Source organism: Pseudomonas sp. MBLB4136 (assembly GCF_051904765.1).
Lineage (GTDB): Bacteria > Pseudomonadota > Gammaproteobacteria > Pseudomonadales > Pseudomonadaceae > Aquipseudomonas.
The window spans coordinates 141,721-164,765 of record NZ_CP196713.1; the positions used below are offsets into that span (position 1 = coordinate 141,721).

At 67.5% G+C, this 23,045-nt stretch carries 22 protein-coding genes and 1 other RNA gene; 12 read left to right on the top strand and 11 right to left on the bottom strand.

What is annotated here, in order from left to right; all coding sequences use genetic code 11:
- Positions 1 to 120: 120 nt before the first annotated feature.
- Positions 121 to 525, top strand: coding sequence for a flagellar basal body-associated FliL family protein (locus tag ACSX1D_RS00685; RefSeq protein WP_439860545.1), 405 nt, complete (start codon positions 121 to 123; stop codon positions 523 to 525).
- A 13-nt stretch (positions 526 to 538) separates the two neighbouring features.
- On the opposite strand, the gene ACSX1D_RS00690 is transcribed toward ACSX1D_RS00685, so the two are convergent.
- Entirely contained in the window at positions 539 to 988 is a 450-nt protein-coding gene (locus ACSX1D_RS00690) for an EVE domain-containing protein (protein ID WP_439860546.1), read from the bottom strand.
- Between the two features lie 198 nt (positions 989 to 1,186).
- On the opposite strand from ACSX1D_RS00690, the gene ACSX1D_RS00695 reads away from it, so the two are divergent.
- Positions 1,187 to 1,318 (top strand): hypothetical protein, encoded by a 132-nt coding sequence (locus ACSX1D_RS00695; protein ID WP_439860547.1) that lies wholly within the window; start codon positions 1,187 to 1,189, stop codon positions 1,316 to 1,318.
- A 30-nt stretch (positions 1,319 to 1,348) separates the two neighbouring features.
- Here ACSX1D_RS00695 and ACSX1D_RS00700 read toward each other — a convergent pair whose 3' ends face one another.
- The 4 genes from ACSX1D_RS00700 to ACSX1D_RS00715 form a co-directional block, all read right to left on the bottom strand.
- A complete protein-coding gene (locus ACSX1D_RS00700) occupies positions 1,349 to 1,945 on the bottom strand; it encodes a 5-formyltetrahydrofolate cyclo-ligase (RefSeq protein ID WP_439860548.1) in 597 nt (198 codons plus the stop codon).
- A gap of 50 nt (positions 1,946 to 1,995) precedes the next feature.
- A non-coding RNA gene (gene ssrS / locus ACSX1D_RS00705) (6S RNA) lies at positions 1,996 to 2,174 on the bottom strand.
- A 30-nt stretch (positions 2,175 to 2,204) separates the two neighbouring features.
- Positions 2,205 to 2,519, bottom strand: coding sequence for a cell division protein ZapA (locus ACSX1D_RS00710; RefSeq protein WP_208707909.1), 315 nt, complete (start codon positions 2,517 to 2,519; stop codon positions 2,205 to 2,207).
- The gene (locus ACSX1D_RS00715) at positions 2,516 to 2,725 is read right to left on the bottom strand and encodes a TIGR02449 family protein (protein ID WP_208707910.1); all 210 of its coding nucleotides are present in this window, start codon (positions 2,723 to 2,725) and stop codon (positions 2,516 to 2,518) included. The genes ACSX1D_RS00710 and ACSX1D_RS00715 overlap by 4 nt, the downstream gene beginning before the upstream one ends.
- Positions 2,726 to 2,871: 146 nt before the next feature.
- On the opposite strand from ACSX1D_RS00715, the gene ACSX1D_RS00720 reads away from it, so the two are divergent.
- From ACSX1D_RS00720 to gcvP, 9 genes are all read left to right on the top strand, one after another.
- Positions 2,872 to 3,423, top strand: a complete 552-nt coding sequence (locus ACSX1D_RS00720; RefSeq protein WP_439860549.1) for a YecA family protein — start codon at positions 2,872 to 2,874, stop codon at positions 3,421 to 3,423.
- Positions 3,424 to 3,458: 35 nt separating this feature from the next.
- Positions 3,459 to 4,793: a Xaa-Pro aminopeptidase gene (pepP, locus tag ACSX1D_RS00725; RefSeq protein WP_439860550.1), complete on the top strand. Its 1,335-nt coding sequence runs from the start codon at positions 3,459 to 3,461 to the stop codon at positions 4,791 to 4,793.
- A gap of 4 nt (positions 4,794 to 4,797) precedes the next feature.
- Entirely contained in the window at positions 4,798 to 5,985 is a 1,188-nt protein-coding gene (gene ubiH / locus ACSX1D_RS00730) for a 2-octaprenyl-6-methoxyphenyl hydroxylase (RefSeq protein WP_439860551.1), read from the top strand.
- Positions 5,986 to 6,143: 158 nt separating this feature from the next.
- Positions 6,144 to 7,361 carry a 2-octaprenyl-3-methyl-6-methoxy-1,4-benzoquinol hydroxylase gene (locus ACSX1D_RS00735; RefSeq protein ID WP_439860552.1) on the top strand — a complete coding sequence of 406 codons (1,218 nt, stop codon included), beginning with the start codon at positions 6,144 to 6,146 and terminating at the stop codon, positions 7,359 to 7,361.
- Between the two features lie 170 nt (positions 7,362 to 7,531).
- Positions 7,532 to 8,533, top strand: coding sequence for an extracellular solute-binding protein (locus ACSX1D_RS00740; protein WP_439860553.1), 1,002 nt, complete (start codon positions 7,532 to 7,534; stop codon positions 8,531 to 8,533).
- A 119-nt stretch (positions 8,534 to 8,652) separates the two neighbouring features.
- Entirely contained in the window at positions 8,653 to 10,269 is a 1,617-nt protein-coding gene (locus ACSX1D_RS00745; protein ID WP_439860554.1) for an ABC transporter permease, read from the top strand.
- Positions 10,270 to 10,501: 232 nt separating this feature from the next.
- Positions 10,502 to 11,599, top strand: coding sequence for a glycine cleavage system aminomethyltransferase GcvT (gene gcvT / locus ACSX1D_RS00750; protein WP_439860555.1), 1,098 nt, complete (start codon positions 10,502 to 10,504; stop codon positions 11,597 to 11,599).
- 126 nt (positions 11,600 to 11,725) lie between these two features.
- Positions 11,726 to 12,115: a glycine cleavage system protein GcvH gene (gcvH, locus tag ACSX1D_RS00755; protein WP_439860556.1), complete on the top strand. Its 390-nt coding sequence runs from the start codon at positions 11,726 to 11,728 to the stop codon at positions 12,113 to 12,115.
- An 85-nt stretch (positions 12,116 to 12,200) separates the two neighbouring features.
- Entirely contained in the window at positions 12,201 to 15,077 is a 2,877-nt protein-coding gene (gene gcvP, locus ACSX1D_RS00760) for an aminomethyl-transferring glycine dehydrogenase (protein WP_439860557.1), read from the top strand.
- Between the two features lie 54 nt (positions 15,078 to 15,131).
- Here the strand turns inward: gcvP and ACSX1D_RS00765 are convergent, their stop codons facing one another.
- The 4 genes from ACSX1D_RS00765 to ACSX1D_RS00780 all read right to left on the bottom strand — a co-directional run bounded on the left by ACSX1D_RS00765 (position 15,132) and on the right by ACSX1D_RS00780 (position 18,688).
- A complete protein-coding gene (locus ACSX1D_RS00765) occupies positions 15,132 to 15,437 on the bottom strand; it encodes a DUF2388 domain-containing protein (RefSeq protein ID WP_439860558.1) in 306 nt (101 codons plus the stop codon).
- Positions 15,438 to 15,606: 169 nt separating this feature from the next.
- Positions 15,607 to 16,056, bottom strand: coding sequence for an NfeD family protein (locus tag ACSX1D_RS00770; RefSeq protein ID WP_439860559.1), 450 nt, complete (start codon positions 16,054 to 16,056; stop codon positions 15,607 to 15,609).
- Positions 16,057 to 16,059: 3 nt separating this feature from the next.
- On the bottom strand, positions 16,060 to 17,010 hold the full coding sequence (locus tag ACSX1D_RS00775; RefSeq protein ID WP_439860560.1) for an SPFH domain-containing protein: 951 nt from the start codon (positions 17,008 to 17,010) through the stop codon (positions 16,060 to 16,062).
- A gap of 88 nt (positions 17,011 to 17,098) precedes the next feature.
- A complete protein-coding gene (locus tag ACSX1D_RS00780) occupies positions 17,099 to 18,688 on the bottom strand; it encodes a L,D-transpeptidase family protein (protein WP_439860561.1) in 1,590 nt (529 codons plus the stop codon).
- Between the two features lie 137 nt (positions 18,689 to 18,825).
- Between ACSX1D_RS00780 and ACSX1D_RS00785 the strand changes: the two genes are divergently transcribed.
- A complete protein-coding gene (locus ACSX1D_RS00785) occupies positions 18,826 to 19,524 on the top strand; it encodes a murein L,D-transpeptidase catalytic domain family protein (RefSeq protein WP_439860562.1) in 699 nt (232 codons plus the stop codon).
- 9 nt (positions 19,525 to 19,533) lie between these two features.
- On the opposite strand, the gene ACSX1D_RS00790 is transcribed toward ACSX1D_RS00785, so the two are convergent.
- Both ACSX1D_RS00790 and ACSX1D_RS00795 read right to left on the bottom strand, forming a co-directional pair.
- Positions 19,534 to 21,231, bottom strand: coding sequence for a sensor domain-containing diguanylate cyclase (locus ACSX1D_RS00790; protein ID WP_439860563.1), 1,698 nt, complete (start codon positions 21,229 to 21,231; stop codon positions 19,534 to 19,536).
- Between the two features lie 19 nt (positions 21,232 to 21,250).
- Positions 21,251 to 23,035: a GspE/PulE family protein gene (locus tag ACSX1D_RS00795; protein ID WP_439860564.1), complete on the bottom strand. Its 1,785-nt coding sequence runs from the start codon at positions 23,033 to 23,035 to the stop codon at positions 21,251 to 21,253.
- Positions 23,036 to 23,045 lie beyond the last annotated feature (10 nt).

The window sequence follows — 23,045 nt, forward strand, 5'->3', positions numbered from 1 at the left end:
GGAAGCCGGCGGCGGCGGTCAACGAGCATGGTCGACCCTGATTGCGCGGCATAAGCGCCGGGCTTGGGTGCCGGCCCGGCAATGGCTATGCTAGGCCGCAATCTAGTGGAGATCTCGCTCGTGAAAGTCCTTATCGCTGCACTGCTCGCCCTGTCGCTGCCCCTGTCGGCCCTGGCCGAAGAGGAGGAGAAGGCCGCCAAGCCGCAGGTGATCTACCACAACCTGTTCCCGGCACTGGTCGGCAACTTCGGCGGCGGGCCGAAGCTGAAGTTCTACAAGGCCGATGTGGCCCTGCGCGTCAGTGGTCCCGAGGCCCAGGCCAAGCTGAAGCACCACGAACCGCTGATCCGCAATCAGCTGGTGATGCTGTTCGCCCAGCAGACCGAGGAGGGCCTGAGCGCGGCGGATGCCAAAGAGGTGCTGCGCCAGGAGGCGTTGAAGCAGGTGCAGCAGGTGCTGGCCCAGGAAGAGGGCCAGCCGGTGGTCGAAGACCTGCTGTTCAACAACCTGATCCTGCAGCGCTGACGAGGGCCTGCGCCTAGCGCAGGGCCAGGATCGCCGCCCACTGCTCGGTGCTGACCGGCATCACCGACAGGCGGCTGCCGCGCTGCACCAGGGGCAGCTCGAGCAGGGCGCTCTGCTGCTTCAGCTCGGCCAGCGGGATGACGCGGGCGAAGGCCTCGACGAAGCTCACGTCGACCGCGCTCCAGGGGTTCTTCGTGGCGCTGGCCTTGGCGTCGAAGTAGTGGCTCTGCGGGTCGAGCGCGCTCGGGTCGGCATAGGCCGGGCGGCTGATGCGGGCGATGCCGGCGATACCGGGCTCGGGACAACTGGAGTGATAGAAGAAGAATGCGTCGCCGGCCTGCATGGCGCGCAGGAAGTTGCGTGCCTGGTAGTTGCGTACTCCGTCCCAGCGGGTTTCACCGAGACGCTGCAGGTCGTGGATGGAGAGTTCGTCCGGTTCCGATTTCATCAGCCAATAAGGCATGAACTTTGCTCCATTTGGTCGGTCCGTTTATCGGGCTGATGGTCGCACGAGCCACCGACAACCGTTTGGCGCCAGATATTGCGAGGCTGCCGCAGTTGGTCGACAATGCCCGGCCTCGTGCCAGGCGCCTCGCGCGACCGATAAAAATAACGCCGCCGGTCCACCGCGCGCAGTGTGCCTTGAAGGAGGAGGCATTCGATGAAACGCAAGCCAGATCTATTGTGGGTATTGGTCATCCTGTTCAGCCTGGGCATGGTTACCACGGGTTACACCCAGAGCCTTTGGGATCGCCAGAGCCAGCCGCCGGTCGAGGCCGCTCAACAGCCCTGAGGCCCTCGCCCGGGGCCGCTTCGCCTGCCGTCAGTACCAGCCCTTGTCCGTTACCGTCGCCTCGAGCGGCACATCCCAGCTGGCCATGGTCAGCCGATCCACCTGCTGGCATTCGTGGGCCAGGCCCAGGAGGGTCGGCTTGTGCCAATTTTTGCGCATGTCGCGATAGCCCAGGCTGCGATCGTAGAAGCCGCCGCCCATGCCGAGGCGACCGCCATGGCGGTCGAAGCCGACCAGCGGCAACAGAATCAGGTCCAGCGCCCAAACCTTGCGTTGCTGTGCCCGATTGCGCCTGGGCTCGGGAATGCGGAAGCGGTTCGGGCTCATCTTCTCGTGGGCGCGTACCCGCTGAAACACCATCTTGCTGCGCGGCCAGTCGCTGAGCACCGGCAGGTAGGTGGCCTTGCCCCGGCGTTGGGCGGCGCGTAACAGTGGCCTGGGGTCGATCTCGCCGTCGTTGGGCAGGTACAGGGCAATGTGCCGGGCCCGGCGGAACAGCGGGTGCTGCGCCAGCTGGCGATACAGGCCCTGGGCGGCGCGGCGCTGGGCCTGGGGGCTGAGGCGGCGGCGGGCCTGGCGTAGCAGGCGGCGCAGTTGCGGGCGAGACAGGTCGTTGGCGTCGTGCATGATTCAGGCGGGTAAACCATCGCCGCGGACGGGCGCTGGGTAAAGAAGGGTGACTCCCCGACGTGCCGCTGTCGGTTTAGCCCTTGAACCCGAGAGTTCAAGGTGGAGGTTGCAGGAGGCGTTAAGGCTTTCCGTCAGGCGGACATGCACACCTGCCTCAACATGCAACCCCCGGGTTTGTGCGTATCGGCTCAGGGACATCACCAACTGGCGCACACCCCAGGGAGTGGCGGCCAGTATACCCGAATCGAGGCTGACGTCAGCCATTGTGACCATCGCCGTCGCTGCCCAGGGCGGTATCGACCCGCTCGAGCAGGCTGCGCACGTGGTCGCGGGTGCTGCTGGTGTGCTGTTCCAGGTGCTGCTGCTTGTGCAGCAACTCGTGGGAGATGTTCAGGGCGGCCATCACCGCCACGCGGTCGGCGCCGATGACCTTGCCGCTCGAGCGGATCTCGCGCATCTTGCCGTCCAGATAGCGGGCGGCGCTCTCCAGGTTGGCGCGCTCATCCGGCGGGCAGGCGATGCAGTATTCTTTGTCCAGGATATGGACGGTGACGGTATTCGACTGGGTCATGAGTCCTGCTCCAGGGCTTTCAGGCGCGAAATCATCGATTCGACCTTGTGCCGGGCCATTTCGTTCTTTTCGATCAGATGGGCGCGTTCCTCGCGCCAGGCCTTTTCATTCGCCAGGAGAAGTCGGTTGTGGGCCTTAAGCTGCTCGACGCGCTGGATCAGCAGGTCCAGCTTGGTCGTAAGGGCGTGCAGATCGGCGTCTTCCATGGGCTCTCGCTAAGGCAAGGATTGACCGGACTATATAGGAGCGGGCGGCCTCAAGGTCAAACCCTCGGATGGTCTTGCCGCGCCTGCCGGTGCTAGGATACGAGGCCTTCATTCTAGTGATTGCGCCGTCTGGCGCCTAGTTATCTATGCCGACTTCCAGTTCCGCCTATGCCGCCTTCGCCGCGTTGCTCGCCAGCAGCGCCAATCCCGTTTCTCCCGCCGAACTGCACGGCCTGCTGCTGGGGCGCAGTTGCGCCGGTGCCGGCTTCGAGGTCGCTCCCTGGCTGGCGGATGCCGCCGAGCTGCTCGGCGGCGCCCCCGAGGACAATGTACGCCAGGCGCTGATCGGCCTGCAGGAGATGGTCAAGGGTGAATTGACCGGCGAAGAGGTCACCGTGGTCCTGCTGCTGCCTTCCGACGAGGCGCCGCTGCAGGAGCGGGCCAAGGCGCTGGGCCTCTGGTGCCAGGGCTTTCTCGGCGGCTTCGGCCTGACGGCCGGCGACCGCGCGCTGAGTGCCGAAGCCATGGAGGTGCTGCAGGACCTGTCGGCCATCGCCCAGGTGCAGAACGCCCTGGAGGAGTCGGAAGACGGCGAGAACGACTATATGGAAGTGATGGAATACCTGCGCGTCGCGCCGCTGCTGTTGTTCAGCGAATGCGCCAAGCCGGTGGCGGCCGCCAAACCGTCGCTGCACTGATTCTTCATGCCCCCCACACCGGACCCTGCCTGCCAATGACCAGCATCCCCAAGTCGGAATACGCCCGTCGGCGCAAGGCGCTGATGGCGCAGATGGAGCCCAACAGCATCGCCATCCTGCCGGCCGCGCCGGTGTACATCCGCAACCGCGATGTCGAGCACGTGTACCGCCAGGACAGCGACTTCCAGTACCTATCCGGCTTTCCCGAGCCCGAAGCGGTGATCGCCCTGATTCCGGGGCGCGAGCACGGCGAATACGTGCTGTTCTGCCGCGAGCGCGACCCCGAGCGCGAGTTGTGGGACGGCCTGCGCGCCGGTCAGGACGGTGCGATCAGCCAGTACGGCGCCGACGATGCCTTTCCCATCGGCGACATCGACGACATCCTCCCCGGCCTGATCGAAGGCCGCGAGCGGGTCTACTACGCCATGGGCACCAACCAGGAATTCGACCGCCACCTGATGGAGTGGATCAACGTGATCCGCTCCAAGGCGCGCCAGGGCGCCCAGCCGCCGAACGAGTTCGTCGCCCTCGACCACCTGCTGCACGACATGCGTCTGTACAAGAGTGCCGCCGAGATCAAGGTAATGCGCGAGGCCGCGCAGATTTCCGCCCGTGCCCATATCCGCGCCATGCAGGCCAGCCGTCCCGGCCTGCACGAGTTCCACCTGGAAGCCGAACTGGACTACGAATTCCGCAAGGGCGGGGCGAAGATGCCGGCCTACGGCTCGATCGTCGCCGCCGGCCGGAACGCCTGCATCCTGCATTACCGCGAGAACGACGCGCCGCTCAAGGACGGTGACCTGGTGCTGATCGACGCCGGCTGCGAAATCGACTGCTATGCCAGCGACATCACCCGCTGCTTCCCGGTCAACGGCCGCTTCTCGCCGGAGCAGAAGGCCATCTACGAGTTGGTGCTGGCGGCCAACGAGGAGGCGTTCAATCACATCGCCCCGGGCAAGCACTGGAACGAGGCCCATGAAGCGACGGTGCGGGTGATCACCGCCGGCCTGGTCGAACTCGGCCTGCTCGCGGGTGAAGTCGACGAACTGATCGCCAGCGAGGCCTACAAGCCATTCTATATGCACCGCGCCGGCCATTGGCTGGGCATGGACGTGCACGACGTCGGCGACTACAAGGTCGGCGGCGTCTGGCGCGAGCTGGAGGTCGGCATGGCCATGACCGTCGAGCCGGGCATCTATATCGCGGCCGATAACCCGAACGTGGCCAAGAAGTGGCGCGGCATCGGCGTGCGCATCGAGGACGACGTGGTGGTGACCAAGGAGGGTTGCGAGGTACTCACCACCGGCGTGCCGAAGACCGTCGCGGAGATCGAGGCGCTGATGGCCGCGGCGCCGCGCGAGGTGGCCTGAGGCCATGCAGCGCGCCCATCTCGCGATCATTGGCGGCGGCCTGGTCGGCGCCAGCCTGGCCCTGGCCCTGCAGGGCGCGGCCAAGGCGCGCGGCTGGCAGATCTGCCTGATCGAGGCCTTTACCCCCGGCGACGCTTACCAGCCCAGCTACGACGCGCGCTCCACCGCGCTGTCCTACGGCTCGCAACAGATCTACCAGCGCCTGGGCATCTGGCAGCAGGTGACCAAGCGCGCCGAGCCTATCCGGCAGATCCACGTCTCCGACCGCGGCCGCTTCGCCGCGGCGCGCCTCAGTGCGATGGAGGAGGGCGTGCCGGCGCTCGGCTACGTGGTGGAGAACGCCTGGCTCGGCCAGTGCCTGTGGCAGGCCCTGGATCCGGAGGTGGTCAGCTGGCGCAGCCCGGCCCAGGTCACGCGTCTCGAGGCGCTGCCGGCAGGCTATCGCCTGACCCTGGACGATGACTCCAGCCTGGAATGCGAGCTGGCGGTGCTCGCCGAAGGCGGCCGCTCCGGTCTGCGCGAACAACTCGGCATCGGCGTCAGCCACCGCCCCTACGGGCAGAGTGCGCTGATCGCCAACCTCAGCCCGCAGGAAGCCCATCGCGGCCAGGCCTTCGAGCGTTTCACCGAAGACGGGCCGATGGCCCTGCTGCCGCTGCCGGACAACCGCTGTGCGCTGATCTGGACCCGGGCCGAGGCCGATGCCGAGCGTTTGCTGCGCCTGGATGAGGCGGCCTTTCGCGCTGAGCTGCAACAGGCCTTCGGTTACCGCCTCGGCGCCATTGGCCAGGTCGGCGCCCGTCATCTCTATCCGCTGGCGTTGATCGAGGCCCAGGAACAGGTGCGCCCGCACCTGGTGGTGCTGGGCAACGCCGCCCACAGCCTGCACCCGATCGCCGGCCAGGGTTACAACCTGTCGCTGCGCGACACTCAGGCGCTGGCCGAGGCACTGTTGGCCAGTCGCGCACCGCTCGGCGATTTCGCCGTGCTGCAGGGTTACCTGCAGCGCCAGCAGAGCGACCAGCAGCTGACCCTGGGCTTCTCTGACCGGGTCACCCGCCTGTTCAGCAATGGCGAACCGCTGCTCGCCGCCGGGCGCAACCTCGGCCTGCTCGGCCTGGACCTGTTGCCGCCGGCCAAGCGCTGGTTCGCCCGTCAGGCCATGGGCCTGGGCACCCGCGCGCAGTCTTGAGCCGGCGCATGGACAAGAACCGCGCGAGGGCCTTGTCGCCCTCGACTGCGCCGCTCTCCCCCTGGTGCCTGGGCGGCGGTCAAGCGCCGGCACGGGTATACACGACTCTCTACTTGCGGCTCGAGCCCCACGCGCGTCGCGCCGCCTAAGGAATGGACATGGATGCGGATCTGATCATCGTCGGCGCCGGTATGGTCGGCAGCGCCCTGGCGCTGGCGCTGCAGGACGCGGGCCTGGAAATTCTGCTGGTCGATGGCGGGCCGCTGAGTGTCGCGCCGTTCGACCGCAACGGCGCCTTCGAGCCGCGCGTCAGCGCGCTCTCGGCGGCCAGTCAGCGGGTGCTCGAGCGCCTCGGCGTATGGCCGGGCATCGCCGCACGGCGGGCCAGCGCCTACGGCGAGATGCAGGTGTGGGACGGTGCCGGCACCGGGCATATCCACTTCAGCGCGGCCAGCGTGCATGCACAGACCCTCGGTCATATCGTCGAGAACCGGGTGGTGCAGGAGGCCCTGCTCGAGCGCCTGCACGACAGCCGGGTGGGCCTGCTGGCCGGTGCGCGCCTGGAACGCCTGCGCCGCTCCGGCGACGGCTGGCTGCTGAACCTGGAGGATGGCCGTGAGTTGCGCGCGCCGCTGCTGGTGGCTGCCGACGGCGCCAACTCGGCGGTGCGCCGCCTGGCCGGCTGCGCCACCCGCGAATGGGATTACCTGCACCATGCCATCGTCACCAGCGTGCGCTGCAGCGAGCCGCACCGGGCCACGGCCTGGCAGCGCTTCACCGATGACGGTCCGCTGGCCTTCCTGCCCCTCGCTTCGGGCGACGGGCAGCACTGGTGCTCGATCGTCTGGTCCTGCGTGCCGGAGCAGGCCGAGCGCCTGATGAACCTGCCAGACGAGGCCTTCTGCGAGGCGCTGGGCAGGGCCTTCGAGCATCGCCTGGGGCGGGTGCTGCAGGCCGATAGACGCCTGCGCATTCCGTTGCGCCAGCGGCATGCCAAGCGTTACGTCGAGGACGGCCTGGCGCTGATCGGCGATGCCGCGCACAGCATTCACCCGCTGGCCGGGCAGGGGGTCAACCTGGGCTTTCTCGATGCCGCGGTGCTCGCCGAGGTGCTGCTGCACGCTCTGGGGCGCGGCGAGCGCCTGGCCGAAGAGCGGGTGCTGAGCCGCTACGAACGCCGGCGCATGCCCCACAACCTGGCGATGATGGCGGCGATGGAGGGTTTCGAGCGGCTGTTCCAGGCCGATCCGCTGCCGCTGCGCTGGCTGCGCAATGCCGGGCTCAACTGGGTCGACGGCCAGCCCGAGGCCAAGGCGCTGTTCGTGCGCCAGGCCCTCGGCTTGTCCGGCGACCTGCCCGAGTTGGCGCGACCCTGATCCGTGGCAGGGTCACTGCAGGCATTGCCTGCCGCCCCAGGTGCTCGGCCGCCGCTGTTCGCGATCTTGTCGTTGCCGGGACGGTGGCGTCGGAAATGCCTGGTTGAGAAACTAAATAGGATTCACTACTATTTGCCGACTGAGTTCACCTTCGACCAAGAGGCAGATCCATGCAAGTAAGCAAGCGTTTGTTCGCCGCCCTCACCCTCACCGCGCTGGCCGGCGCCGTGCAGGCCGCTGATGAAGTGGTGGTCTACTCCGCGCGTATCGACGAGCTGATCAAGCCGGTGTTCGACGCCTACACCGCCAAGACCGGTGTGCCGGTGAAATTCATCACTGACAAGGAGGCGCCGCTGCTGGCGCGCCTGAAGGCCGAGGGCGAGAACACCCCGGCCGACATGCTGATCACCGTGGATGCCGGCAACCTCTGGCAGGCCGAGCAGGAAGGCGTGCTCAAGCCGATCGAGTCGGCCGTCATCGAGCAGAACATCCCGTCGCAGTACCGCTCCAGCACCAATAGCTGGACCGGCCTGTCGCTGCGCGCGCGGACCATCGTCTACTCCACCGAGCGGGTCGAGCCGAGCGAACTGACCACCTACGAGGCCCTGGCCGACGAAAACTGGGAAGGCCGTCTGTGCCTGCGCACCAGCAAGAAGGTCTACAATCAGTCGCTGACCGCCACCCTGATTGAGAACCATGGCGCGGCCAAGACCGAGGAGATCGTCAAGGGATGGGTCAACAACCTGGCCACCGACGTGTTCTCGGATGACACCGCGTTGATCAAGGCCATCGACGCCGGCCAGTGCGACGTGGGCATCGTCAACAGCTACTACTTCGTCCGCCTGCTCAAGCAGAAGCCGGACCTCCAGGCCAAGCTGTTCTGGCCGAATCAGGACGGCCGCGGCGTGCACGTCAACCTGTCCGGTGCCGGTGTGACCAAGCATGCACCGCATGCCGAGGCGGCGCAGAAGCTGCTGGAGTTCATGACCACCGCCGAACCCCAGGCGATCTTCGCCAACCTGAATCAGGAGTTCCCGGCCAATCCGCAGATCGACCCGTCGCCGGATGTCGCCGCCTGGGGCCGCTTCAAGGCCGACAGCGTGCCGGTCGAGGTGGCGGGCAAGCGTCAGGCCGAGGCCACCATGCTGATGGATCGCGCCGGCTGGAACTGATGAAGGCCGGGTAGGGGGGATGGCGCTTTTTACATCCACCCTACCGCCAACCGGCTTTATACTCCCGACGCCCCGGCCTAGTCCGGGGCGTTGTGCTTTCTCAGTTCCGAGGATTCTGCGTGGCCCACCCTGCCCAGCGTCGCTGGTATCCCATCGCCTTTGCCGTTGCCCTTCTGGTGCTGTTACCTCTGAGCGTGCTGCTGTTCAGCTGGCACGAAGTGGACCGGCAGATCTGGGCCCACCTGTGGCAGACCCAGCTGCTGCGGCTGATCGGCAATACCCTGGTGCTGGTGCTCGGGGTGGCTGTCGGGGTGACCCTGCTCGGGGTCAGCCTGGCCTGGCTCACCAGCCTCTGTGAGTTCCCGGGTCGGCGCTGGCTGGATTGGGCGCTGATGCTGCCGTTCGCCATCCCCGCCTATGTGCTGGCGTTCGTCTTCGTCGGTCTGCTGGACTTCGCCGGGCCGCTGCAGAGCCTGCTACGCGAGCTGTTCGGCAGTGGCCTGCGGCTGCCGCCAGTGCGCTCCACCGGCGGGGTGATCATCGTCCTGGTGCTGGTGTTCTACCCCTACGTCTACCTGCTGGCGCGCAATGCCTTCCTGGCCCAGGGCAAGGGCCTGATGGAGGCGGCGCGGGTGCTGGGCCTGAGTCCCTGGCAGGCGTTCTGGCGGGTGGCCCTGCCGGTGGCGCGACCGGCCATTGGCGCCGGCCTGGCCCTGGCGGTGATGGAGACCCTGGCCGACTTCGGCGCGGTCTCGGTGTTCAACTTCGACACCTTCACCACGGCCATCTACAAGACCTGGTACAGCTTCTACAGCCTGACCAGCGCCACCCAGCTGGCCAGCCTGCTGCTGTTCGCGGTGATGCTCGCGCTGTATGGCGAACGCCGCGCCCGTGGCGCGGTGCGACCGAGCAACGAGCGGCCGCGCGGCAAGGTGCTGTATCACCTCACCGGCGGCCGGGCGCTGGCAGCCAGTGCCTGGTGTGGCCTGGTGTTCGCCTGCGCCTTCGTCATCCCGGTGCTGCAGTTGCTGGTGTGGTTCTGGCAGCGTGGGCGTTTCGATCTGGATGAGCGCTACAGCGCGTTGATCCTGCACACCCTCTATCTGGGCGGCCTGGCGGCGCTGGTCACCGTCAGCGTGGCCCTGCTGCTGGCCTTCTCCCGGCGCCTGGCGCCGACCCGGCTGATGCGCTCGGCGGTCGGCCTGGCCAATCTCGGCTATGCCCTGCCCGGCTCGGTGCTGGCCGTGGCGATCATGCTGGCGTTCAGCTATCTGGATCGCCACCTGGTGATACCGCTGTCCGGCTGGCTGGGCGGAGCCGGTCAACCGATGTTGCTGGGCAGCCTGTCGGCGCTGCTGCTGGCCTACCTGATCCGCTTCCTGGCGGTGGCCTATGGGCCGCTGGAGAACAGCCTGGCGCGAATCCGCCCGTCGCTGCCGGAGGCCTCGCGCAGCCTCGGCGTCGGCGGCGTCGGGCTGTTCCTGCGGGTCTACCTGCCGCTGCTGGTGCCCGGCGCCTTGTCCGCGGCGCTGCTGGTGTTCGTCGACGTGCTCAAGGAGATGCCGGCCACCCTGCTGATGCGCCCCTTCGGCTGGGACACCCTGTCGGTGCGGGTCTTCGAGATGACCAGTGAGGGCGAATGGGCGCGCGCCGCGCTGCCGGCCCTGACCCTGGTGCTGGTCGGCCTGCTGCCGGTGATCCTGCTGATTCGTCGCTCCGCCCGGCGCGTCGGTTAAGCGCAGCGGGCGGCGCCCCAGCCGCGCCTTTCCGGCCGGCTCATGGGCGCCTCCGACCGGTGAGCCGCCGGCCGAGATGACCCGCCCCGACCTTGCGGCTACAATGCGCGCCATTCGCTGCGACCGGTCATTGCCATCGGGAGGGCGGAATCCCCGCAAGCGCCCGACTCATGGGCGCAGCGCGGATTTCAGCGCCTGCTCGCAGCCCTGCCAAGCCCGGAAGGAGATACCTATGGGACAGCGCACAGCTCTTTACGACCTGCACCTCGCCTTGGGGGCCAAGATGGTCGACTTCGGCGGCTGGGACATGCCGCTGCACTACGGTTCGCAAGTCGAGGAGCATCATCAGGTGCGTCGCGACTGCGGGGTCTTCGACGTGTCGCACATGACCGTGGTGGACGTGTCTGGCGAGCAGGCCAAGGCCTATCTGCAGCACCTGCTGGCCAACGATGTCGAGCGCCTGCAGGTGCCCGGCAAGGCCCTCTACAGCGCCATGCTCAACGAGCAGGGCGGGGTGGTCGACGACCTGATCGTCTACCTCACCGGTGCCTCGGCGGTACAGCCCAGCTACCGCCTGGTGGTCAACGCGGCCACCCGCGACAAGGACCTGGCCTGGATGCGTCTGCAGGGCGCCGGCTTCGCCGTCGAACTGGATGAGCGCGCGGAGCTGGCCCTGCTGGCGATCCAGGGCCCGCGGGCACGGGCCAAGACCTCGGAGCTGGTGACCCAGGCGCGCGCCGCGCTGATCCACGAGCTGAAACCCTTCCAGGGCCTGGCCGAAGGGGACTGGTTTATCGCCCGCACCGGTTATACCGGTGAGGACGGCCTGGAAATCATGCTGCCGGCCGACCAGGCGGTGGCCTTCTTCAACGACCTGGTGGGTGCCGGCATCTCGCCGATCGGCCTCGGCGCCCGCGACACCCTGCGCCTGGAGGCGGGCATGAACCTGTACGGCCAGGACATGGACGAGCAGGTCTCGCCGCTGGCCGCCAACATGGCCTGGACCGTGGCCTGGGAGCCGGCCGCGCGCCGCTTTGTCGGGCGTGGCAGCCTGGAGGCGCAGCGCGCGGGCGCCGGCCAGGCCAAGCTGGTCGGCCTGGTGCTCGAGGAGCGTGGCGTGCTGCGCGCCCATCAGGTGGTGCGGGTCGAGGGCGTGGGCGAAGGCGAGATCACCAGCGGCAGTTTCTCCCCGACCCTGAACAAATCCATCGCCCTGGCCCGCGTACCGGCGGCCACCGCCGAGCGCGCCGAGGTGGAGATCCGCGGCAAGTGGTACCCGGTGCGCGTGGTCCAGCCGACTTTCGTGCGCCATGGCAAGGCCTTGATCTAGGCTTGGCCAAGGGCCTGGCGCAGCGCCAGCGGCTCGATTTCTTAGAGGCAGGTCCGCCGCGATCACCGGCGCCTGCTAAATTTTCCAGACGGCGCGGTCGCCGTCATGTCAGATGAGGAACGACACATGAGCACTATCCCCGCCGATCTGCGCTACGCCGCCAGCCACGAATGGGCCCGCCTGGAGGCGGACGGCAGCGTCACCGTGGGTATCTCCGACCATGCCCAGGAAGCCCTCGGCGACGTGGTCTTCATCGAGCTGCCGGAAGTCGGCAAGACCCTGTCCGCCGGCCAGGAAGCCGGGGTGGTGGAGTCGGTCAAGGCCGCGTCCGACATCTATTCGCCAATTGGCGGCGAAGTGATCGCCATCAACGAGTCCCTGGCCGACAGCCCCGAGAGCGTCAACGGCGACCCCTATGGCAGCTGGTTCTTCAAGCTCAAGCCGAGCGATGTCAGCGAGCTGGACAAGCTGCTCGACGCCGCCAGCTACAAGGCCAACGCCGACGCGGACGCCTAATCGTCCGGGCAGAACTCTGAGTTTTTCCTAAGCTGATAGAGCCTCGCATCGTCGAGGCTTTGTCTTTTTTAGCAGAGTGATGGCCATGCCCCAGACGCCCCGCCTTTCCCAGCTGCAGCAGCCCGACGCCTTCCTGCGTCGCCACCTCGGTCCGGATGCCGCCGAACAGCAGGCCATGCTGGCGAGCCTAGGCCTGCCCAGTCGCGCCGCGCTGATCGAACAGACGGTGCCGCCGGCGATCCGCCTGAACCGTCCGCTGGAGTTGCCGGCGGCCCTCGACGAACAGGCCGCCCTGGCCAAACTGTGGGGCTATGCCGAGCAGAACCAGGTGTGGACCAGCCTGATCGGCATGGGCTACCACGCTACCATCACCCCCACGGTAATCCTGCGCAACGTGCTGGAGAGCCCGGGCTGGTACACCGCCTACACGCCCTATCAGCCGGAGATCGCCCAGGGGCGCCTGGAGGCACTGCTGAATTTCCAGCAACTGACCATCGACCTGACCGGTCTGGAGCTGGCCAGCGCCTCGCTGCTCGACGAGGCCACCGCCGCCGCCGAAGCCATGGCCCTGGCCAAACGCGTGGCCAAGAGCAAGAGCAACCTGTTCTTTGTCGACGAGAACTGCCATCCGCAGACCATTTCCGTGGTGCAGACCCGCGCCGAGGCGTTCGGCTTCGACCTGGTGGTCGAAGCCGTGGACAAGCTGGGCGAACACCAGGTATTCGGTGCGCTGCTGCAATACCCGGATACCCACGGCGAGATCCGCGACCTGCGGCCACTGATCGAGCTGCTGCACGCCCAGCAGGCGCTGGCCTGCGTTGCCTGCGACCTGCTCAGCCTGTTGCTGCTGACCCCGCCGGGCGAGCTGGGTGCCGACGTGGTGTTCGGTTCGGCGCAGCGCTTCGGCGTACCGATGGGCTACGGCGGCCCCCACGCGGCCTTCTTCGCCACCCGCGACGCCTTCAAGCGGGCCATGCCCGGGCGGATCATCGGTGTGTCCAGGGACACCCGCGACAACGTCGCGCTGCGCATGGCCCTGCAGACCCGCGAGCAGCATATCCGCCGCGAGAAGGCCAACTCCAACATCTGTACCGCCCAGGTGCTGCTGGCCAACATCGCCAGCTGCTACGCGGTGTACCACGGCCCCGAGGGCCTCAAACGCATCGCCCAGCGCGTGCACCGGCTGACCGCGATCCTCGCCGCCGGCCTGGCGCAGAACGGCATCGCCCGCGACAACCGGCATTTCTTCGACACCTTGACCCTGGAGGTCGGTGGCAGCCAGGCGGCGATCATCGAGTCGGCCAAGGCGGTGCGGATCAACCTGCGCATCCTTGGCCGCGGCAAGCTCGGCGTCAGCCTCGACGAGACCTGCGACGAGCGGACGGTGATGCAGCTGTTCGCGGTCTTCCTCGGCGCCGACCACGGCCTCAGCGTGGCCAAGCTGGACCAGGGCGAGGTCGCCGACGGCATTCCCGCGGCGCTGCTGCGTAGCTCCGGCTACCTGAGCCATCCGGTGTTCAACGCCCACCACAGCGAAACCGAGATGCTGCGTTACCTCAAGCAGCTGGAGAACAAGGACCTGGCGCTGAACCAGGCGATGATTCCGCTCGGTTCCTGCACCATGAAGCTCAATGCCACCAGCGAGATGATCCCCATCACCTGGCCGCAATTCGCCAACTTGCACCCCTTCGTGCCGCAGGACCAGGCCCTGGGCTACAAGGCGATGATCGACGAGCTGGAGGCCTGGCTGTGCGCCATCACCGGCTTCGATGCGGTGTCCATGCAGCCCAACTCCGGGGCCCAGGGCGAATACGCTGGGCTGCTGGCGATCCGCCGCTACCACGAGAGCCGCGGCGACAGCCAGCGCACCATCTGCCTGATTCCGGCCTCGGCCCACGGCACCAACCCGGCCTCGGCGCAGATGGCCAGCATGCGCGTGCAGATCGTCGAGTGCGACGTCGAGGGCAACGTCGATCTCGACGACCTCAAGCGCAAGGCGGCCGAGGCCGGCGAGCAACTGGCCTGCCTGATGGCCACCTACCCCTCGACCCATGGCGTCTACGAGGAAGGCATCCGCGAGATCTGCGAGGTGATCCACCGCCATGGCGGCCAGGTGTACATGGATGGCGCCAACCTGAACGCGCAAGTGGGGCTGACCCGTCCGGCCGATATCGGCGCCGACGTGTCGCACATGAACCTGCACAAGACCTTCTGCATTCCCCACGGCGGCGGTGGTCCGGGCATGGGGCCGATCGGCGTGCGCGCGCACCTGGCGCCCTTCGTCGCCAACCACCCGGTGGTCGAGCTGCAGGGGCCCAACCCGCAGAACGGCGCGGTCAGCGCGGCGCCCTGGGGCAGCGCCAGCATCCTGCCGATCAGCTGGATGTACATCGCCATGATGGGCCCGCAGCTGGCCGATGCCACCGAACTGGCGATTCTCGGCGCCAACTACCTGGCCAACCAGCTGGGTGGCGCCTTCCCGGTGCTGTACAGCGGCCGCAACGGCAGGGTGGCCCACGAGTGCATCCTCGACCTGCGCCCGCTCAAGGCGGAAACCGGGATCAGCGAGGAGGACGTGGCCAAGCGCCTGATCGACTACGGCTTCCACGCCCCGACCATGTCCTTCCCGGTGCCTGGCACATTGATGATCGAGCCGACCGAAAGCGAGAACAAGCACGAGCTGGACCGATTCATCGAGGCCATGTTGAGCATTCGCGAGGAGATCGCCAAGGTGCAGCGCGGCGAATGGCCGGCCGAGGACAACCCGCTCAGGCACGCCCCGCATACCCTGGCCGACATAGTCGGGCCCTGGCAGCGGCCCTACAGCACCGAGGAGGCGGTGACCCCGACGGCCCACTGCCGAGCCCACAAGTACTGGCCGACGGTCAACCGGGTGGACAACGTCTATGGTGACCGCAACCTATTCTGCGCCTGCGTGCCGCTGGATGCTTATCGGGAGTGAAGATGCTCAAACGCCTGCGGCCAGCCATGGGCGGCCGCAGGCGCTGTGCCGCGATTAGTGTGGCTCGGCGGCGAGGATGGCGCCGGCCAGCTCCATGTCGCTGGCCTGCAGCTCGGGGTGTTCGCGGCGCACCTGCTGCAGCGCCGCCTCCAGATAGGGTCCGCGAATCTGCCCGGCGCTGGCGATAAAGCTGCTGGCGTCGTCCTGGGCCGGCACGATGAGCTTCTTGTCCTTGAAGGTCAGGTAGGTCGAGGCCGTGGTCGCCCCGGACGAGAGGATGTCGCGCCAGGTGGTTTCGGCGAATGCCGGCGCGGCGGCCAGGGACAGGGCGGCAAGGAGGGGCAGGCTGAAGTGGTGCATGCGAATGACTCCCGGGCAGTGGTGATATAGCTCAGAGTCCCAAGGGGGGCGCGGGTTCCGGCGATATGACCAATTGCATCGGCAGCCGGCTCGGGTCTACCCCCAATCATGCTGGCGCAGCCGCGAGCGACCGTAGCCTACGGCCCTCGCGGACAGGCTAGGCGCGTCCTCATGCCGCCGCTTCGACCTTGAGCAGCACGCCCTCCTGGCCGATCACCTTGACCGTGCTGCCGGCCGGCAGGTCCGGGCCGCTGACCAGCCACAACGAGTCACCGGCCTTGATCTTGCCGCGCCCACCGCTGATCGCCTCATGCAGGACGAACTGGCGACCCAGCAGTTCGCTGCCGCGATCGTTCAGCCCGGGCTGATCGGACGGTTTAGCCGCGGTGCGCTGGCGCCGCCACCAGAACACTGCGGTGAGTACCGAGAGGCTGCCGAACAGGAGAAACTGCACCGCCCAGGGCAGGTCGGGGAACAGGTAGGTGAGCACGCCGACGCCGGCGGCGGCCATGCCGATCCACAGCAGGTAGCCGCCGGCGCCGAATACCTCGAGGATCAGCAGCAGGGTGCCGAAGGCCAGCCAGTCCCAGAACGACAGGTGTTGCAGGTACTGCCACATCGCTTAGCCCTTCCGCTCGCTCGAGGCCGACCCGGCATGGGCCGTCCCGGCGAAGGTGGCTTTGACGATCTCGCCGATGCCGCCCACCGCGCCTATCACCTGGCTGGCCTCCAGTGGCATGAGGATCACCTTGCTGTTGTTGGCCGAAGCCAGCTTGCCCAGGGCGTCGACATATTTCTGCGCGACGAAGTAGTTCACCGCCTGCACATTGCCGCTGGCGATCGCATCCGACACCACGCGGGTGGCTTCGGCTTCGGCGGCCGCGGCACGTTCGCGGGCCTCGGCTTCGAGGAAGGCGGCCTGGCGCTCACCCTCGGCCTCGAGAATCTGCGCCTGCTTCTTGCCTTCGGCCGTGAGAATCGCGGCCTGGCGCAGCCCTTCGGCCTCGAGGATCTGCGCGCGCTTGATGCGCTCGGCCTTCATCTGGCCGGACATGGCGGCCATCAGGTCTTCGGGCGGGCTGATGTCCTTGATCTCGATGCGGGTGATCTTGATGCCCCAGGGCGCGGTGGCCTCGTCGACGGTCTTGAGCAGACGCTCGTTGATCGCATCGCGCTGGCTGAGCATGGCGTCCAGCTCCAGGGAGCCGAGCACGGTGCGGATATTGGTCATCACCAGGTTGCGGATCGCATGTTCGAGGTTGTTCACCTCGTAGGCGGCCTGGGCGGCGTTGATCACCTGGAAGAAGCACACCGCGTCGATCTGCACGGTGGCGTTGTCGGAGGTGATCACCTCCTGCGGCTCGATGTCCAGCACGCTCTCCATGACGCTGAGCTTGCGGCCGATGCGGTCCATCACCGGCACGATGATGTTGAGCCCGGGTTTCAGCGTGGTGGTGTAGCGGCCGAAACGCTCCACCGTCCACTGGGAGCCCTGGGGCACCACCTTGAAACCCATGAAGACCACGGCCACGGCGAGGCCGACGAAGAGAAAGATGACACTGCCGATTTCCATTAAAAGCTAGCTCCTTGTGCTGTGCGGATCGGGCGCGATTGTATGCCTATAGTCGCTGCTTTGCCGGAGCGCCAGGCCGGGCTGTGATTCAGTGCCCAGGCTTTTGCAGGGCGGCGAGCAGGCGGGCGTCGCGGGCATAGATGTCGTTGCGCAGAATCAAGGTGCCGTCCGGGTCCACGTGGGCGGTCCAGTAGGCCATGACGATCGGCAGGCGCCGCTTGATCGGGTAGTTCTGCGTGCGCTTGCTGGCCAGGCGCCGGAGGATCTCCGCGCAGTCCTCGGCCGGCAGCAGGGTCTGCAGCAACTGCAGAATCCCTTCGATGCGCACGCAACCCGAACTGAAGGCCCGTGGCGACTTGGCGAACAGGTGCTGGCTCGGGGTGTCGTGCAGGTACACGGCGAAGGGGTTGGCAAAGCGGATGGTCAGCTGGCCGAGCGGGTTATCCGGCCCGGCGTCCTGACGCAGGATGATGCGCCCCGGGTTCTCCCAGTCGATGCCGGCCGGGTCGAGTGGATTGCCGGCATAGTCGAGCACGCGCATGTTGTGCTGTTGCAGATAGTCCGGGTCGCGGAGGATCTCCGGGACCTTGTCCTCGCGCAGGATGGTCGGCGGCACGCTCCAGGTGGGGTTGAGCGTCAGGCGGCTGACAAGCGACTTGAGCTGCGGCGTCTGCCGGTCCGCGCGGCCGACCACGGTGCGGCCCTGCCAGCGCAGCTGCCGATTGCGGTAATAGCTGAGCAGGCCGCCGGCGATATCCACCAGCAGGGTCTCCGCCTCGATGTCGCCGGCCAGCCAGCGCCAGCGCTCCAGGTTGACCCGTAACTGACCGAGGCGGTCGGCGGCAGGGGTGTTCAGCGCGCTCAGGGTGTCGGGGCCGACCAGGCCATCGGCCTGCAGGCCGTGACGGCTCTGGAACTGCTCTACTGCCGCCAGCATGGCGGGGTCGTACAGTGTGTCGTCGGCCTGCGGGCGTTCTCCGAGGTAGCCGCCGGCCACCAGGCGCGCTGCCAGCAGCGCCACCCGTTCATCACGCGTGCCCGGGCGCAGCAGGCGTCCGGGAGGGATCGGCGTCCATTCGATCACGGGCTGGCGCCGACGCTCGGCGTAGGCGCGACGCAATGCCTGGTACTGCGCCAGTTGTGGGCGCGCGGCGGCGAAGGCCGCCGCCGGCCGTTCCAGGCCGCGCCGGGCCAGCTCGAGCAGCGCGGGGCGTGGTGTTGGCGAGGCGCTCTGCGGGGCGCGCCAGAATGGCTCGAGGGTTTCCTGTGGCAGGCGCCCGAGCGACAGGTGCTGCAACGCGCGAAGGTAGCTGCGACTGGCCTGTAGTTCGGCGCAGACGCTTTGCTGTTCGGCGGATGAAGAGGCGTGGGCGGGCCAGTCCAGAGGGTAGTCAGTCGGGTCGAGCCCGTCGTCGCGCAGCTGCTCCAGCTCGCTCAGCAATGCCGCTCGTCGGCTGGGCTCCTGCCAGAGCGGGGCGAAGGCGCGACGCTGGTAAAACTCATGGAGTCGGCCGGACGCCTCTAGCTCGGTGGCTGCAAGCCCGGGCGCGCAGGTTTCGGCGCGTTGCTCGAATGTCAGGCGGATGCTTTCCTGCAGCGGCTCGCTGGCTGCGCAGGCAAGGGTGACGGCGAACAGCAGACAGCCGGTGATGAGGCCATGTGCGGTTTTTTTGTACACTTGTCGACTCCAGCCCATGGTTCGCTAGCAAGCCTAGTCGAACAGGCTTTCATCCATTACGCAAACCATGGCCGCAGTCGATCGGAGCCCGGCACCCAACGGGGCGGGACTAGGAGCAAGGCTTTGATGGGGGGAGTGTGACCAGACTGCTTCGGCGCCTGTGCCTTTTCGGTGTGTGGATTTTCCTGTTTGCGTCGCCACTGCAGGCCGGCGGAGCCCCGGCCGCGGGCCTGTCGGATAGCCTGGCACGGGTGGCCCCCGGACTGGATCGCCAGGTCCTGCAGCATGCCGTGGCGGCCATGCAGTGCGCGGTCAATCATGGCGCCGACCCGGCGCGTCGCCTGGCGGTGATCGACTATTCGCTGCCGTCCACGGCCAAGCGTCTGTGGATCTTCGACCTCGAGCGAAAGGAGCTGGTGCTGCACGATCTGGTCGCCCATGGGCGCCTGTCCGGGGAAAACCACGCCAGGCGCTTCTCCAATGTGGTCGACAGTTTCCAGTCGAGCCTGGGCCTGTTTCGCACCGCCGAAAGCTACCGCGGCAAACATGGCTATTCATTGCGCATGGATGGCCTGGAGCCGGGGGTCAACGATCGCGCCCGGGAACGGGCCATCGTCATCCACGGCGCCGCCTACGTCGATCCGCGCCTGGCCAGCACCCAGGGGCGCATCGGCCGCAGTTTGGGCTGCCCCGCGGTGCGCCCGCAGGTGGCGCGCCTGGTGGTCGACCAGCTCAAGGGCGGGCAGTTCATGTTCGCCTGGTATCCCGACCAGGGCTGGTTGCGCAGTTCCGCCTACCTCAACTGCCGGCCCCAGCAGCTCGCCACCCTGCGCTGATTCCGGCGCTCAGCCGTAGCTCGCCTGGGGGCCGCAAACCCGGTTACGGCCGTCCTGTTTGGCCTGGTACAAACGCTCATCCGCGGTGTTGATCAGCTGTTCCAGGTGGGGCTGCTGCTCGCGGCTGACCACGCCGAAGCTGGCGCTCGGGGTCAAGGGCGCATCGCGGCCATGCAGGCTCAGGCCGGCGATGGCCTGGCGCAGTCGCTCGGCCAGCACCAGGGCCTCGTCGAGGCTGGTATTGGGCAGCAGCAGCAGGAATTCCTCACCGCCCCAGCGCGCCAGCAGGTCGCCGGTGCGGCATTGTTGGGTGAGCAGGCGGGCGGTGGCGATCAGGCAACTGTCGCCCGTGTCGTGACCATGGCGGTCATTGATGTCCTTGAAGTGATCCAGGTCGAACATGATCAGCGCCAGCGGCTGCGCATGACGCCGCGTCGTGCTCCACAGGGCATTGCCCTGTTCGAGAAAGGCGCGGCGGTTGAGCAGGCCGGTCAGCGGGTCGGTGCGCGCCAGGGATTCGGCCTGACGCCGGGCGTGCTGGTGCTGGCGCATCTGGTAGGCCAGGGCCAGGGCCAGCAGGGTGGCTTCCAGGGCAATGCCGATATCCACGGCGCGGTAGGTCAGCTCGGTGAAGGGCAGCAGGCCCCATACGCTGAGATCGGTCAGGGCGGTCCCGAGCATGCCGCACAGGGTCGCCGCGAGGAAGTAACGGGCGGCTAGCCGACCGCGGCGCAGGCTGATGACGCCCAGAACCACCATCAGCAGGGTGTAGATCAGCACGCTGGCGAAGGCCAGCCAGAGGGCCGTGGCGTGCCAGTCGAAGGCGATGCAGGGCAACAGCAGTAGCACGCTGGCCGTGGCGCCACGACTGACGGCGCGGGCCAGACGCGGCGCATGGGCATCCAGGTCGAGGAAATGACGGGCGAAGTGCAGGCCGAGCCAGGCGACCGCGCTCATCAGGGCCGGGTTGGCGTAGCGTTTGAGCAGCAGAGAGTCCGGCCACAGCCAGGTCCCGGCATGGCCGGTATAGGACAGGTTGAGCAGGATGAAGGCGGCGAGGTAGAGCGAGTAGTTGAGGTTGTTGCGGTCCTTCAGGCCGGCATAGAGCATCAGGTTGTAGGCCATAAGCGCCAGCATGAAACCGTACAGGGCGCCGTAGCCGTATTGCGTGCTGGTGCGCGCGTGCTCGAGGTCGCTGTCGCTCAGCAGGCGCACGGGAAGGATCAAGGGGTCCCCGCTGTGGGCCTGCACGTAGAGTTCCGAGCGCCCCGGCGGCAACTCCAGCGTCAGCAGATAGTCCATGCCGGGGGTGGCCTGCAGCCCCTGTAGTTGCCCGTCCCCGGCCTTGACCCGATGCAGCACGCGGCCGTCGCTCAGCAGATGAATATTCAGCTGGTCGATCCAGGCCTTGCCCAGTTGCAGGGTGCGCCGCAGCGGCTGATCGGACGGATTGATCAGCGGCAGGTACAGCCAGTGGGCGGCTGCGCCGATGCCCAGGCGCGGCACGGCGTGCGGCGAAGGTTGGAAGGCGCCGGCCTGGCGGGCGCGGATGGCGGCCTCGAGGCCGATGGGCTCGGGCGTGCTGAGCAGGCTGAGGTGCCGGCCGAGGGGCTGAGTCTGCTCGGTGACTTCGAGCCAGGCCAGGGCTGGCGCCGGCAGGCACAGCAGCCAGGCCAGGCAGAACAGCCGGAGCAGGTGCGCGCTCATGCGGACGTGCGCCTGCTCATCAGCGCTGCTCGCTCTGCGGGGTGACGCGCAGTACTTCCTCGATGGTGGTCTGGCCCGCGGCGATTTTTTGCGCGCCGGACAGCCTCAGGCTGCGCATGCCTTCCTTGAAGGCCTGGCGGCGCAGGGCGATGAGATCGGTGTCGGCGGTGATCAGCGGCTTGATCGAGTCGCCCAGGAGCATGATCTCGTAGACCCCGGCGCGACCGCGGTAGCCGGTGTCGCGGCATTCCAGGCAGCCCACGGCCTGGTGCGCGCCGCTCGGCATGGGGGTTTTCCAGGGTTTGGTCAGGCTCAACCAGTCGTTCTCGTCCAGGCTGTGCGGCGCCTTGCAGTGCGGGCACAGGGTGCGCACCAGGCGCTGGGCCATGACCCCGAGCAGGGTGGCCTTGAGCAGGTAGTGCGGCACGCCGAGTTCGAGCAGGCGGGTGATGGCGCTGGGGGCGTCGTTGGTGTGCAGGGTGGAGAGCACCAGGTGGCCGGTGAGCGCCGCCTGGATCGCCATCTCGGCGGTCTCCAGGTCGCGGATCTCGCCGATCATGATGATGTCCGGGTCCTGGCGCATCAGCGCGCGTACGCCGCTGGCGAAGGTCAGGTCGATGTTGTGCTGCACCTGCATCTGGTTGAACGCGCCCTCGATCATCTCGATCGGGTCTTCGATGGTGCAGACGTTGACCTCGTCGGTGGCCAGCTGCTTGAGCGTGGTGTAGAGGGTGGTGGTCTTGCCCGAGCCGGTCGGCCCGGTGACCAGGATGATGCCGTTGGGCTGGCTGGTCATGCTCTGCCAGCGCTTCAGGTCATCGGCGGAGAAGCCCAGCTGGTCGAAGCCCTTGAGCAGCACCTCGGGATCGAAGATGCGCATCACCATCTTCTCGCCGAAGGCGGTGGGCAGGGTGGACAGGCGCAGCTCGACCTCGCCGCCTTCCGGGGTCTTGGTCTTGACCCGGCCGTCCTGGGGCTTGCGCTTCTCGGCGACGTTCATTCGCCCCAGGCTCTTCAGGCGGCTGACCACCGCCATGGTCACCTGGGGCGGAAATTGATAGACGGTGTGCAGTACGCCGTCGATGCGAAAACGCACGCTGCCCTGCTCGCGGCGCGGCTCGATGTGGATGTCACTGGCGCGCTGCTGGAAGGCGTATTGGAACAGCCAGTCGGTGATGTTGATGATGTGCGCGTCGTTGGCGTCAGGCTCCTGGTCCTGGGCGCCGAGGCTCAGCAGCTGCTCGAAGTTGCCGCTGCCGCTGATCTTCTGGTCCACCGCGGTGGCGCCGCTGACCGACTTGGCCAGGCGATAGAACTCCACGGTGAAGCGCTGGATGTCCGCCGGGTTGGCCACCACCCGCTTGATCGGGCGCTTGAGCACGTGGGTCAGGTTGGCTTCCCAGCTGTGTACCAGGGGCTGGGCGCTGGCGATGGTGACCTGCTCGCTGTCCACCGCCACGGCGAGGATCTTGTGGCGCTGGGCGAAGGCGTAGGACATCAGCGGGGTGACGGCGGCGACATCGATCTTCAGCGGGTCGATGCGCAGGTAGGGCTGGCCGGCGAATTCCGCCAGCCAGACCGTGAGGCCTTCCAGGTCGAGCTTCTTGCCCGGTCGCTTGAGGTCGTCGAGCTGCTGCGCGGCGAGGAACTCCAGGGGATGCTGCTGGTTATTCACCGCGCTGCGGCGGATCGCCAGGCACTGCTCGGCGCTGTCCTGGTCGACCCGGCCCTGGCCGACCAGCTCACGCAAAAGGTCGTTGAGTTCGAGCACCCGGTCTTGGGTGGTGGGGGCAAAGGCGGACATGCGGGCTCCT